Genomic DNA, 12,144 nt, shown 5'->3' with positions numbered 1-12,144 from the left:
TAAATTCCAACTTCAGCGGATAGGGGCCAAAGTGCGCAGCAATCCCGGGACAGACGGCCGGCTTTCGGGCCAGCCGCCTGTCCTTGGAGCCAGGCGCCGGCGTCACAATAATGGCACACTCGCGGTGCCACGAGCCGGAAGGATGTTTCGCTTGCTGGAATACACGATCGGCGACGTCTATCGGGCATGGGCTTGCGCTCCGCAGGCCTTTTTCTGACGCCAGATCACACCAAGCGCCAAACCGCCGTTGATGACCGCAAGCTCCTCTTCCTCCCGCCGTCTGCTCGTGTCGATCCACGATGTCTCGCCGCGTTTCGAGCGGCAGGTCGATGCACTGGCCGAACGGCTTGCCGCGCATCTGGGCGGACCGCGCTTTGCCATGCTGGTCATTCCCGATCACTGGCACGGCGCGCCGCTGGCCGAAGCGCAGGCATTCCAGCGCCGCTTGCGGGACTGGGCCGATGCGGGCGTGGAAATGTTCCTGCATGGCTGGTCGCACATCGACGAAACGCCGCCCCAGGGCAGCGTGGCGGGCTTCAAGGCGAAGCGCATGACCGCTGGTGAAGGCGAATTCCTGAGCCTGTCCCGCGCCGAGGCCCTGGCGCGCATGACGCGGGGGCGGGCGCTGGTGGAAGAGGCGATCGGCCGTCCGGTCGCCGGCTTCATCGCGCCGGCCTGGCTTTACGGCGATGGCGCGCTGGAGGCCGCGCGCGATGCGGGCTTCGCGCTGGCGGAAGATCACATGAAGGTGTGGGAGCCGGCCACCGGCGCGGTCGTCGCCCGTGGCCCCGTGGTGACCTGGGCCAGCCGCAGCCGCCCGCGCATCGCCAGTTCGATCGCTTTCGCGGCGCTGGCGCGCACCGCCTTGCCGCGCGTGCTGCCGACGCTGCGCCTCGCGGTCCATCCCGGCGATTGCGGCGTACCGGCCCTGCTTGCCAGCATCGACAGCACGCTGCGCTGCTTCCTGCGTACGCACCGGGCCAGCCGCTACGATGCGATCACCGCCGCGCCAAAGGCGCTGGCCGCGTGACGCGCCGCCTGCCACGCCCGATGCGGACCGTTCATCCGGCCGCAAGGTTCGCCGCCCTAGGCGCGGCACGATCCTGCCACGGGCCTGCCACCGAATTGCGGCCATGCTGTTTCTCTCAAGGTTTTCGCGATGACTAGCGCGTCCGATGTCTCCGCACCCGGCATGAGCCTGCCCGATCCGATCGCCGCCGGCGCCGGATTGCGCAAGTGGAGTCCCCTGCTCGGCCCCGCCATCTCGCTGGCCATTCTGGCCGCGGTCCTGCTGCAGCTGCGCGAACTGAACTGGTCGATGATCTGGTCGATCATTCCCCGTTCGCCGCTGGTGTGGCTTGTGCTTGCGGCCAGCTATTTCGCCGCGCCGGCCGCGGACTGGCTGATCTTCCGCCGCCTGTGGAACATCCCGGCGGCGGGCTTCATCCCGCTGGTCAAGAAGATGATCGGCAACGAGCTGCTGCTGGGTTACGTCGGCGAGGTCTATTTCTACGACTGGGCGCGCAAGCATGTGAAGATGGAAGGGTCGCCCTTCGGCGCGGTGAAGGACGTGGCCATCCTCTCGGCGCTGGCGGGCAACATCCTCACGCTGGCCATGCTGGCGCTGGCCTGGCCGCTGATCGGGCTGCTGGGCTTCGGCAAGGACGGCAACCTCATGGCGATGTCGATCGGCATCGTCCTGCTGACCTCGCTGGTCATCATGTTCTTCCGCAACGGGCTGCTCAGCCTGCCGCGCGACGAACTCGTCTATACCTTCGTCGTCCACTGCCTGCGCGTGATCGCCAACACCGGCTTCGCCGCGCTGGCCTGGCACCTGATCCTGCCGGGCGTGAGCCTGGGATCGTGGCTGCTGCTGGCCACGATGCGCCTGCTGATCTCGCGCCTGCCGCTGATCCCCAACAAGGACATCGCCTTCGCCGGCGTCGCCACCCTGCTGGTGGGCGAACACCTCAAGATCGGGGTGATGATCGCGATGGTCTCGATGCTGATCCTGGCCACGCACGTCATCCTGTTCCTGGCGCTGACGGTGCTGGACGCGGTGCGCAAGGAAAAGGCGGCGTAAATGAAGCTCGTCGACGTCTGCGCCTTCTATGCTCCCAAGGGCGGCGGCGTGCGGACCTATATCGACCGCAAGCTCAAGGCCGGCGCCGCGCTGGGCCATGACGTGGTGGTCATCGCGCCCGGAGCCCACGATCATGTCGAGCAGCGCGGCCCCAATGCGCGGATCGTGTGGCTGAAATCGCAGCTGTTCCCGCTCGATTTCAACTACCGCTATTTCAACGATACCGAAGCGCTCTATGCCGCGCTCGATCGCGAGGCGCCCGATTTCGTCGAAGCCTCATCCCCCTGGCGCAGCGCCAGCACGATCGCGGACTGGCCGGGCGATGCCCCGCGCGCGCTGATCATGCATGCCGATCCGCTGTCGGCCTATGCCTATCGCTGGCTCGATCCCGTGGCCAAGCGCCCCACGATCGACCGGGCGTTCGACCGTTACTGGCGGCACCTGCGCCGGCTCGACGGGAAATACGACATGGTGGTCAGCGCCAGCCCCGGCCTGTCCGTGCGGCTGGTCGAAGGCGGGTTGCGCCATGTGGTGACCAACCCGATGGGCGTCGATCCGGGCGTGTTTTCGCCGCGCCTGCGCGATGAAGACCTGCGCCGCCGCCTGCTCGCGATGTGCGAGCTGCCCGAAAGCGCCACGCTGCTGCTCGGCGTCGGCCGCTTCGCGCCCGAAAAGCGCTGGCCCATGCTGGTCGAGGCGGTCGAGGCCGCCGGATCGCGCCATCCGGTGGGCCTCGTGCTGGTGGGACAGGGGCGGGACCGCAAGGCGATCGTGCGCCGCGTTTCGGCCAATCCGCATATCCGCATCCTGGAACCGATCACCGATCGCGGCGAACTGGCCCGCGTGATGGCCAGCGCCGATGCGCTGGTCCACGGGTGCGAGGCGGAAACGTTCTGCATGGTCGCCGCCGAAGCGCGCGCCAGCGGCCTGCCGCTGATCGCGCCCGACGAAGGCGGCGCGGCGGACCAGGCCCGTGCCTCCGGCGGCTGGACCTATGCCTCGGCCAGCGCCTCCGCTGCGGCGGACGCCATCGCCGACTATGCCGCGCGGCGCGAACGCGGCGAAGCCGGTCCGCGCGCGGACATCCCGCCGCCGCGCACGATGGACGATCACTTCGCGGAGCTGTTCGCCTCCTACGAACGCCTCGTCACCCCGCGCCGCCGCGCGGCCTAACGGCAGCCACCTTTTTCACGCACTCAACCGCCGGTCCGTCCGGCGCGCTCTGACGTGCAAAAAAGCGGCGGCAAGGCACAGGCCCGCCGCCGCAAAGGGTGGTCAGAAGTAAACCGGGGCAGGCCAGCAGCCCGCCCCGGCCTTGTTCGTCATGCGTCAGAACTGAACCGTCGCGTCGATACCGAAGGTACGCGGCGCGTTGTAGTTCGCGTAATCGCCCAGCGAGGTGTTGGCGCCCGAACGACGATAGATGTGTTCTTCGTTGAACAGGTTGCGCGCCCAGGCCGAAACGGTCAGCTTCTGGCCGCCATCGCTCATCGGGATGTCCGCCAGCGACAGGCGGGCGTTCACGATGAAGCTCTTGTCGGTCATCAGCTTTTCGCCGGCGAACGAGTGGACAGGATCGCTGTAGTTGCCATCGACGTGGAAGCGCAGTTCGGTACCGGCGCCGCCGACCGGCAGTTCATAATCCATCGAGCCCGACAGCGCGTTCTTCGGCGTGTATAGGATATAGACCGTTTCGAAGACCGGGGTGGTCACCGGCGGATTGAGCGTGGCGTTCAGCGCTTCCTGCACCGTGTTCCGCGCCGGCGGAACGTGGGTGTAGGTGTAGGCGTAGGACAGGCCCATCGACAGCCCATCGACCGGGCGCACGGTCAGGTCCGCTTCAACGCCGCGAATCTTGGTGGTGCCAAGCGCATTGACGGTTTCCAGCGTGTTCCGGACGGTGCCGTTCTGCTGCAGGATGAAATAGTTGAAGTCCACCTGCGTGTTGTCGCGGTCCATGATGTAACCGGCCACGTTGAAGCGCACCTTGCGGTCGAAGAACTCGGTCTTCAGGCCCACTTCGTAGGACTTCACCGATTCCGGGCCGAACGAGCGGTAGTTCAGCGAGCGCGAGCTGGCGCCGCCGGCACGATAGCCGGTGGCGTACTTGGCGTACACGTTGATGTCGGGGTTGACCTCGTAGGCCAGCACCACCAGCGGATCGAACCGGCTGTTCGACTGGTCGAACGTGAAGTTCGTTGCCGCGCCGTTGACGGTGTAGAGCAGCCCGTTCTTGTCGTCCTTGGTGTAACGGCCGCCCACGGTGATGTGCAGCGGATCGAACGGGTTGTAGGTCACCTGGCCGTAAGCGGCGTAGCTCTTGGCATAGGCCGTGCTGGCGCGGGCCAGCGTGGCGCTGAGGTACGTCGACGGATCGTTGATGGTGTAGCCGTTGAGCGCCGCGTTCCACTTGTTGGTGTTCGGCGTGCGCGCCCAGTCGCTGGCGCGTTCGTTGAAGTAGTACAGGCCGAACACGTAGTCGAACTTGCCGGCCGAACCGACCGCCTGGAGTTCCTGGCTGAACTGGCGCTGCTGCAAGCCGGCCAGCGAATAGCGGCTGAAGTTGACGTTCGGCCCCCAAATCGGCGTGCGGTGCGCGCCGCCCGAGTTGTCCCACTGTTCGTCGCTGACCGTGCGCCACGCCGTGATCGAGCGCAGTTCGAGGCCTGGCGACACCTTGTAGCTGATGTGGCCGGTGAAGCCCTTGGTGATGTCGATGCTCGGCTGCTGCGGCACACCGATATCGGCCGAGGTGGCACGGCCATAGCCGTACTGGATCAGCGGCGTGCCGTTGGCATCCTTGGGGATGTTGGCGAGCGCGGACGGCGTGATCGTCACGAGCTGGCTGTAGAACGGCGTGTTCTCGTCGCGCGACTTGTCGAACGCGAGGTCGATCGTCAGATCGCTGGTGGGCTTCCAGCGCGCTGCGATGCGGCCGCCGTAGCGGTGATACTGGTTCCAGCCGGCCTGGCCCGCCAGCGGGTTCTTGATCGTCGGATCCTGGTGCTGAAGCACACCATCGAGCTTGATCGAGATATTGTGGTATTCGGGCAGATCGAGGTGCAACTGGGCGTTGTACGAACCGTAGTTGCCCACGCCAGCCTGCAGGCGGCCACCGAATTCGCCGGTGGGCGCCTTGAGCACCATCGACAGCGCGCCGCCTTCGGTGTTCCGGCCGAACAGGGTGCCCTGCGGCCCCTTGAGAACTTCGACGCGCTCGACGTCATAGAGGCTAGCGTTCAGGCCATGCTGGCGGCCGAGATAGACACCATCGAGATAGACGCCGACGCCCTGTTCGCGCGCGGGCTGGTTGGCGTCGTCGGGAACGATGCCGCGAATACCGATCGTCAGCGCCGACTGGCGCGCTTCGAACGTGGAGATGCGCAGCGACGGAACCGAGCCGTCGGCAAGGTCCATCAGGCTCTGGACGTGGCGCTTCTTGAGATCGTCCGCGCCCATCACCGAGATCGAGATCGGCGTCTGCTGGAGGTTCGTCTCGCGCTTGGTGGCGGTGACGACGATTTCGGTCAGGCCGGTGCTGTCGGTTTCGGGCGAAGCGGCATCGGCGGCCGGCGCGGCGGCTTCAGCGGCGAAGGCGGGGCTGACGGCAAGCGCAAGCGCTCCCGTTCCGGCCAGCAGGCCGGCACGCAGACAGGTCTGGAAGTTCATGTTTCCCTCACTTGTGAGGACTTGTGTCCTCGGGCGAGGCCGCATCTAGACGCGTTCCAATGCAGTTTTGTTACGGTCCCGCCGATTCTCTCGGGAAATGTTCGCGCATTGCGACGGGCCTGTGACGAAACCCAGGAATTTCAGAACGTTTCCATACATTTCCCGTAGGGGAAAGATGCGGATGAAACTCCGCGAATCGCCCGTTCCCTGCGGCACGATCGGCGGCGTTGCGGCCCACCGCCTGAAACAAAACGCCCCCCATCCCGAAGGATGGAAGGCGCTCCGCATTTGTTATGATCGGAGCCGATACCCGGCTCCGAAATGGTGGCAAGTATCAGAAGGCGGTCTTCAGCGTCACGAAGACCTGCCGCGGCGCGCCGGCCAGCAGGGTCTGGTTATCGCCGCTGAAGCCGAAGCCGTTCGAACCGATCGTGGCGACATAGCGCTTGTCGAACAGGTTGGTGGCGTTGACCTGCAGTTCCACCGGCTTGCGCCAGCCCACGTTGAAGCGATAGCCCAGCGAGGCATCGATCAGCGTGCGCGCGGGCACCTCCTGGTCGTTGAGATAGGTGAAATAGCGCTTCGACATGTAATTGGCCGAAAGGCGGCCGAAGAACCCGTCGCTGTCGTACGAGATTTCGCCGCGCAGCAGATGCTTGGGCGCGTCGACCACGGTCTTGCCCTTGGTCGCAAAGAAGTTGCCGTTCGCGTCTTTGATGTCGTCGCGATAGGTGGTGTCGTTGTAGCTGTAGGAGGCGAAGGCGCCGAAGCCCATCGGCAGCTTGACATCGAGCGCCGCCTCGATGCCCACCGCGCGCACGCTGCCCACGTTCTGCAGCGCGTTGGCCGCGCCGACGATGCCGACCGAGGTGGGAATGGTCAGCAGGCGGTTGCGGAAATCGACGTAGTAGCCGGCCAGCACCGCGTTCACCACGCCGGTGTTGTAGCGCAACCCGCCTTCATAGGTATCGGACTGTTCGGGCTTGAGCTTGCCCTTGATCGCGTCGAACCCGGCCTGGGTGGACGAGAACGGCCCCGTCGTCGCCGACGAGACGAAGGCCCGCGTCACCGAGGTGAAGCCGGCGAAGGCTTCCAGCCCCCGTCCGAACTTGTAGTTCACGCCCACGTGCGGCTGGAACCAGTCGCGCGCGGACAGGCGGCCGATCGTCCGGTCCCCCAGCACCAGCGGGTTGGCATTATTGTTAACCTGAAAGCCCTTCCAGCCCAGGTTGATGTGCGCGTCGCCCAGCGTGATCTGGTCCTCGACATAATACTGCACCGTGGCGGTGTTGTACTTGATGTCCCACTGGGTGAAGAACGGGTTGCGCATGAAATCCAGGTGGTTGCGGCCCGGATTGGTGCGGCTTTCATAGGCGTAGAAGCGCCGCGCCTGCTCGAAATTGTTGTTCTCGTACCACGCGCCGATGGCCACCTGGTTCGCGCCGAGATCGAGGTTCACGCTGCCGAACATGCCGGCGCGGTCGATCGTGTATTCGGTCGTGCGCACCGCCATCGGCACGCCGGTCGGGCTGTTGACATAGGGCGTGCCCCAGGTGCCCTGCCCGGAGTTGTGGTGGTAATAGGTCTTGAACTTGAAGGTCACCTTGTCGCCGGCGGGGGCGGTAAGGCCCACCGCGCCTAGCCAGTCGCGGCGCAGGCCGGACGCATCGTAATAGGCATCGTCAAGCGACTGGATCGGCGCGGGATAGACGGTGCCCGCGGTGGGGTTGAGCGGCGTGGTGCCGCTGTCGCCGCGATTGGCGCCGATGTCGGCCACCTGCACCGCCAGCGCGTACTTTGACGGGCCGAAGTTGTCCCAGTCGTACCCGAGCCGCTTGATCATTCCGAGCGAGAGATCCTGATAGTCTTGCTCGGCGCGATCGGAATAGCTGAGATAGGCATCGACCGTGGCATCGCCCAGCGGCGCCACAACCTTGGCGTTGGCCATCAGCGTGCGCTGCTGCCCATCGCCCTTCCACTTGTCGAGGTTCTGGTACTGCACGGAAGCAAAGGCGCGCAGGCCATCGGCGGTGCCCACGCCGACCCGGCCGAAAACACGCACGGTGTTCGAGGAACCGTAGGTCACGTTGCCGTCCACGCCCAGCACGCGCGCGGGATCGATCGATTCGAACTCCAGCGTGCCGCCCAGGTTGTTGGTCGATTGCGTGTCGATCGAGCCGGACCCCTGCGAGACGCGGGTCACGCCGATGTTTTCGGACGTGATCGCGCGGCTGATGTGCAGGCCGTTGACGTTGCCATAGGTCATGTCGCCCAGCGGGATGCCATCCAGCGTGAAGCCAAGCTGGTTCTGGTTGAACCCGCGAATGGTGACGCGGGTCGACCATTCGTAGTTGCCAAAAGGATCGGCCGACTGGAAATTGACGCTCGGCAGTTTCTCGATCGCCTTCAGCGGGCTGGTGCCCGCCGCCAGCAGCGTCAGATCGGCATTGGAGATTTCCTGGACCTGCCGCGTCTGGCCGGCACCGAACACGACGATTTCCGCGCCGGCGGAGGCATCGGCGGGGGCGGGCGCGGCTTCGTCGGCCAGCGCTTCACCAGCGGGTGCTTCGGCAGCAAAGGCGGGAGCGGCGACGGCCATGGCGGTCGTCACGAACAAGGCAGTCACATAGCGCATCTCTTTTCCCCTCATGGGCCTGGACTCGAGATGCGCCGCTAGACGGCCCGTGTTGCACGATCGTGCAGTTTTCCTTTCATTTCAAAGGCGGATTTGTGCGCGCTATATGACGATGGGGCCGGCGTGATCGCCACCACACCCCGCTTTCAGCGCCTCGATCAGCCAGGAACGCGCCGGCCCCGGCGGGCAATCCCGCCGCCACTGCGCGTTAAACGGATAGGCCACGCCGGGCGCTTCCTGCATCGGCAACCGCACCAGCCGCCCGGCGGCAAGGTCGCTTTCCACCAGATGCAGCGGCATGTTGCCCCAGCCGATCCCTTCCAGCAGCAAGGCGTGCTTGGCGCCGAGATCGCCCAGCCGCCAGGTGCGCGCGCTCAGCACCGAAAAATCGCGGCCTTCGGTCAGGCTGGAACGATCGGTCAGGACCAGTTGCAGATGCTGCCGGCCGGCCCCCGGCGGAATGTCCGCCAGCCGCGCCAGCGGGTGCGAGGGCGCGGCCACCGGCAGCAGTTCCACCTCGCCGATCCGCATCCGGTCGAGCACGGGGTCCTCGATCACCACCGGCCCCGTCACGCCCACATGCGCCCGCCCCTCCAGCAGCATTCCGGCGACCGCGCCCAGCGCCTCCACGTGCAGGCGCAGGTCCACGGTGGGGAAATAGGCCTGAAACTGCCGGCAAAGCCGCGCCAGCCACGCGGTGGGATACATCACGTCCACCGCCAGCGTCAGTTCCGCCTCCAGCCCCTGGTTATAGCCGCGCACCGAGGCCATCAGCGCGTCAATATCGTCCGCCACCGCCCGTGCCGTCGCCAGCACCGCGCGGCCCGCTTCGGTCAGCGTCGGCCGGCGCGAACCCTCGCGCTCAAACAGGGTGACGCCGAACTGCGCCTCCAGGTTGGCGATGCCATAGCTGATGACCGAGATGGCCCGGCCCAGCTTGCGCGCGGCGCCGTTGAAACTGCCTTCGTCGACCACGGCGAGGAAGATGCGGATCTGGTCGATGGTTGGCTGGCCGACGTCCACGTTCGATACTCCTGAACATTCCCATCAATTTTATCGGAATTTTCAGATTGCCTTTCAAGGGCCATACCAAGGTCATTCGCTGCAACGCGATTTTTGGAGACATCCCGTGATCGAAGTTCGCCCCTTCCATTCGCTTGGCGCCGCCAACCACGGCTGGCTCGATGCGCACCACCATTTCTCGTTCGCCGACTATTACGACCCGCAGCGCGTGCAGTGGGGCGCCCTGCGCGTGTGGAACGACGATACCATCGCGGCGCAGAGCGGTTTCCCGCCGCATCCGCACAGCGACATGGAAATCGTCACCTATGTCCGCACCGGCGCGATCTCGCACCGCGACAACCTGGGCAACGCCGGCCGCACCGTGGCGGGAGACGTGCAGGTCATGTCCGCCGGCACCGGCATCCAGCATGCCGAATACAATCTGGAAGACGAGGAAACGACGCTGTTCCAGATCTGGATCATGCCCGACCGGCGCGGCCACGCGCCAAGCTGGGGCACGCGGCCCTTCCCGCGCGACAGCCGCACCGGCCGCTTCGACGTGCTGGCTTCGGGCGTCGCCGGTGACGAGGACGCGTTGCGCATCAACGCCAATGCCCGCGTACTGGGCGCGACGTTGCCGGCAGGCCACAGCCTGCGTTACGAAATCGATCCCGACCGCCATGCCTATCTGGTTCCGGCCACCGGCCGCATCCGCATTGGCGACGCAGAAGCACAGGCCCGCGATGGCGTGGCCATCACCGGCATCGATACCATCGAGATTACCGCGCTCGAAGACAGCGAGATCGTCCTCGTCGACGCGGCCTGACTGCCCCCTTCCCCCCTTCGAACAGAAAGAATCCCATCCCATGACCATTCAGACCACTACCGCCCGCCCCGGCACTTCCGCCAGCGATGTCGCCGCTCTTGCCGGTCGCATCCTCCTTGCCGCCATCTTCGTGCTGAGCGGCCTGTCCAAGGTCGCCGCGCCCGCCGGAACGATCGGCTATATCGCCAGCGCGGGCCTGCCCTTGCCGCAAGTCGGCCTGGCCATCGCCGTTATCGTGGAACTGGGCGGCGGTCTGGCACTTGTGGCCGGCTTCCGTACCCGGTTCGTCGCGGCGGTGCTGGCGTTGTTCAGCCTGGCAACCGCGCTCGCCTTCCACAACCACCTTGCGGACCAGAACCAGTTCATCCACTTCTTCAAGAACGTGGCGATGGCTGGGGGGCTGTTGCAGGTTGTGGCGTTCGGCGCCGGCCGCTTCGCACTCGACCGCCGTTGAGATCACGAATCCGGGCGGCCTTACCGGCCGCCCACGCTTTTGATCGCTCCCGTCAACGCAACCCGCTCCGAAAGGCACCACCATGGAAAGCCGAACCACCAATCCCCGCCTTGTTCCGCTGCTGATCGACCGCTGGTCGCCCCGCGCCTTCGATGGCAGCGCCCTGCCGCAGGAAGACCTCGACGTGATCCTGGAGGCTGCCGGCCTCGCCCCATCGGCCTTCAATTACCAGCCCTGGCGCTTTCTCTATGCCGTGAACGGCGATGCGCACTGGGATGTGTTCCTTTCGCTGCTGATTCCGTTCAACGCCAGCTGGGCGAAGCAAGCCGGCGCGCTGGTCTTCATCCTCTCGGAAACACACATGGGCAGCGGTGACGAAGCGCGGCCATCGCACAGCCACAGCTTCGACGCGGGCGCCGCCTGGGCGCAGCTGGCCCTGCAAGCCACGGCGATGGGCTACCACGCCCACGGCATGACCGGAATCGACTTCGACCGCATCCGTTCGGAACTCGGCATTCCCGAAAGCTTCCGCGTCGAAGCCGCCGCCGCGATCGGCCGCAAGGCTTCGCCAGACGTGCTGCCCGAAGGCCTGCGCGCCAAGGAAGCGCCGAGCGGTCGCAAGGCCGTGGGTACGATTGCCGCCCCGGGAGCCTTCGACGCCCTGCCCTGAAAACCGGACGGACGAAGCGAGCCGCGGCGGCAAAAGTTCCCGCGCCGCGGCTCGCCCCACGCGATCCCTGGCACCGCTCGCCGCACTTTCCTCCGTTGCGGTTTGAAATTCGCCGGGCTGCTCCGTACATCCCGGCCAAGAGCAAAATCGGGGTCTCGGAATAGCATGTACCTGGGCAGGCGCCATTTTCTGGGCGCCATTGCCGGGTCGGCAGCCAGCCTGTTCATGCCGCGCGATCTTGCGCAGGCGATCGCCCCCCAGCCGGAGCACCTTCCGGCGGGCGCAGACAGGTCCGTGCTGTTGTCTCGCGCATTGGCGGCCTTGCAGCAGCATCACGATCGCGTCGCCAGCCGCGACGTGATCGGCATCGTCGACTTTTCGGCGCCTTCGCGTCTGCCACGCTTCCAGCTGGTCGATGTGGCGGCAGGAAAGGTCATTTCCGACCATCTCGTCGCGCACGGCAGCGGTTCCGATCCCGGCAACAGCGGCTGGGTCCAGCGTCTGTCGAACCGGCCCGGCTCCAACGCCTCGTGCAGCGGGGCCTTCCTGACCGGCGAAATCTACAGCGGCAAGCATGGCCGGTCGCGCCGGCTGCAAGGTCTGGATACCGAAAACAGCATGGCCTCCAGCCGTGGCATCGTGATCCACGCCGCGCGCTATGTCGCGCCCGATCTGGCGGAAAGCCAGGGCCGCGTGGGCCGCAGCCAGGGCTGCTTCGCGGTCTCCGCGGACGACATCTCCCATGTGCTCGAACGGCTCGGCCCCGGCCGCCTGCTGTTCGCCGCGCGCTGACTGCGCCGTCCGC

10 protein-coding genes are annotated in these 12,144 nt (G+C 66.1%); 7 read left to right on the top strand and 3 right to left on the bottom strand.

Going from position 1 to position 12,144, the window contains the following annotated elements:
- Positions 1-250: 250 nt before the first annotated feature.
- The 3 genes from FA702_RS13605 to FA702_RS13595 all read left to right on the top strand — a co-directional run bounded on the left by FA702_RS13605 (position 251) and on the right by FA702_RS13595 (position 3,256).
- The gene (locus tag FA702_RS13605; protein WP_136956564.1) at positions 251-1,030 is read left to right on the top strand and encodes a DUF2334 domain-containing protein; all 780 of its coding nucleotides are present in this window, start codon (positions 251-253) and stop codon (positions 1,028-1,030) included.
- 129 nt (positions 1,031-1,159) lie between these two features.
- Positions 1,160-2,083 carry a hypothetical protein gene (locus FA702_RS13600; RefSeq protein WP_255504573.1) on the top strand — a complete coding sequence of 308 codons (924 nt, stop codon included), beginning with the start codon at positions 1,160-1,162 and terminating at the stop codon, positions 2,081-2,083.
- A complete protein-coding gene (locus tag FA702_RS13595; protein WP_136956563.1) occupies positions 2,084-3,256 on the top strand; it encodes a glycosyltransferase in 1,173 nt (390 codons plus the stop codon).
- A 156-nt stretch (positions 3,257-3,412) separates the two neighbouring features.
- On the opposite strand, the gene FA702_RS13590 is transcribed toward FA702_RS13595, so the two are convergent.
- The 3 genes from FA702_RS13590 to FA702_RS13580 all read right to left on the bottom strand — a co-directional run bounded on the left by FA702_RS13590 (position 3,413) and on the right by FA702_RS13580 (position 9,410).
- The gene (locus FA702_RS13590; RefSeq protein ID WP_136956562.1) at positions 3,413-5,752 is read right to left on the bottom strand and encodes a TonB-dependent receptor; all 2,340 of its coding nucleotides are present in this window, start codon (positions 5,750-5,752) and stop codon (positions 3,413-3,415) included.
- Positions 5,753-6,086: 334 nt separating this feature from the next.
- Positions 6,087-8,387, bottom strand: a complete 2,301-nt coding sequence (locus FA702_RS13585) for a TonB-dependent receptor (RefSeq protein ID WP_136956561.1) — start codon at positions 8,385-8,387, stop codon at positions 6,087-6,089.
- Positions 8,388-8,489: 102 nt separating this feature from the next.
- Entirely contained in the window at positions 8,490-9,410 is a 921-nt protein-coding gene (locus FA702_RS13580; RefSeq protein WP_136956560.1) for a LysR family transcriptional regulator, read from the bottom strand.
- Between the two features lie 106 nt (positions 9,411-9,516).
- Between FA702_RS13580 and FA702_RS13575 the strand changes: the two genes are divergently transcribed.
- From FA702_RS13575 to FA702_RS13560, 4 genes are all read left to right on the top strand, one after another.
- Positions 9,517-10,215: a pirin family protein gene (locus tag FA702_RS13575; RefSeq protein WP_136956559.1), complete on the top strand. Its 699-nt coding sequence runs from the start codon at positions 9,517-9,519 to the stop codon at positions 10,213-10,215.
- 40 nt (positions 10,216-10,255) lie between these two features.
- A complete protein-coding gene (locus FA702_RS13570) occupies positions 10,256-10,669 on the top strand; it encodes a DoxX family protein (RefSeq protein ID WP_125953978.1) in 414 nt (137 codons plus the stop codon).
- A gap of 82 nt (positions 10,670-10,751) precedes the next feature.
- Positions 10,752-11,339 carry a nitroreductase family protein gene (locus FA702_RS13565; protein ID WP_136956558.1) on the top strand — a complete coding sequence of 196 codons (588 nt, stop codon included), beginning with the start codon at positions 10,752-10,754 and terminating at the stop codon, positions 11,337-11,339.
- Positions 11,340-11,504: 165 nt separating this feature from the next.
- Positions 11,505-12,131, top strand: coding sequence for a murein L,D-transpeptidase catalytic domain family protein (locus tag FA702_RS13560; RefSeq protein ID WP_136956557.1), 627 nt, complete (start codon positions 11,505-11,507; stop codon positions 12,129-12,131).
- The last annotated feature ends 13 nt before the right edge of the window (positions 12,132-12,144 follow it).

This window comes from Novosphingobium sp. EMRT-2, from assembly GCF_005145025.1.
Classification (GTDB): Bacteria; Pseudomonadota; Alphaproteobacteria; order Sphingomonadales; family Sphingomonadaceae; genus Novosphingobium.
The sequence above is the reverse complement of the archived record's forward strand: the minus strand, read 5'-3'. Positions and strand labels throughout refer to the sequence as shown.

Excerpts from the sequence above, each read along its gene's own strand:
- FA702_RS13560 (WP_136956557.1), top strand. The coding sequence starts at position 11,505 with ATGTACCTGGGCAGGCGCCATTTTCTGGGCGCCATTGCCGGGTCGGCA.
- FA702_RS13565 (WP_136956558.1), top strand. The coding sequence starts at position 10,752 with ATGGAAAGCCGAACCACCAATCCCCGCCTTGTTCCGCTGCTGATCGAC.
- FA702_RS13605 (WP_136956564.1), top strand. The coding sequence starts at position 251 with ATGACCGCAAGCTCCTCTTCCTCCCGCCGTCTGCTCGTGTCGATCCAC.
- FA702_RS13595 (WP_136956563.1), top strand. The coding sequence starts at position 2,084 with ATGAAGCTCGTCGACGTCTGCGCCTTCTATGCTCCCAAGGGCGGCGGC.
- FA702_RS13600 (WP_255504573.1), top strand. The coding sequence starts at position 1,160 with ATGACTAGCGCGTCCGATGTCTCCGCACCCGGCATGAGCCTGCCCGAT.
- FA702_RS13570 (WP_125953978.1), top strand. The coding sequence starts at position 10,256 with ATGACCATTCAGACCACTACCGCCCGCCCCGGCACTTCCGCCAGCGAT.
- FA702_RS13590 (WP_136956562.1), bottom strand. The coding sequence starts at position 5,752 with ATGAACTTCCAGACCTGTCTGCGTGCCGGCCTGCTGGCCGGAACGGGA.
- FA702_RS13585 (WP_136956561.1), bottom strand. The coding sequence starts at position 8,387 with ATGCGCTATGTGACTGCCTTGTTCGTGACGACCGCCATGGCCGTCGCC.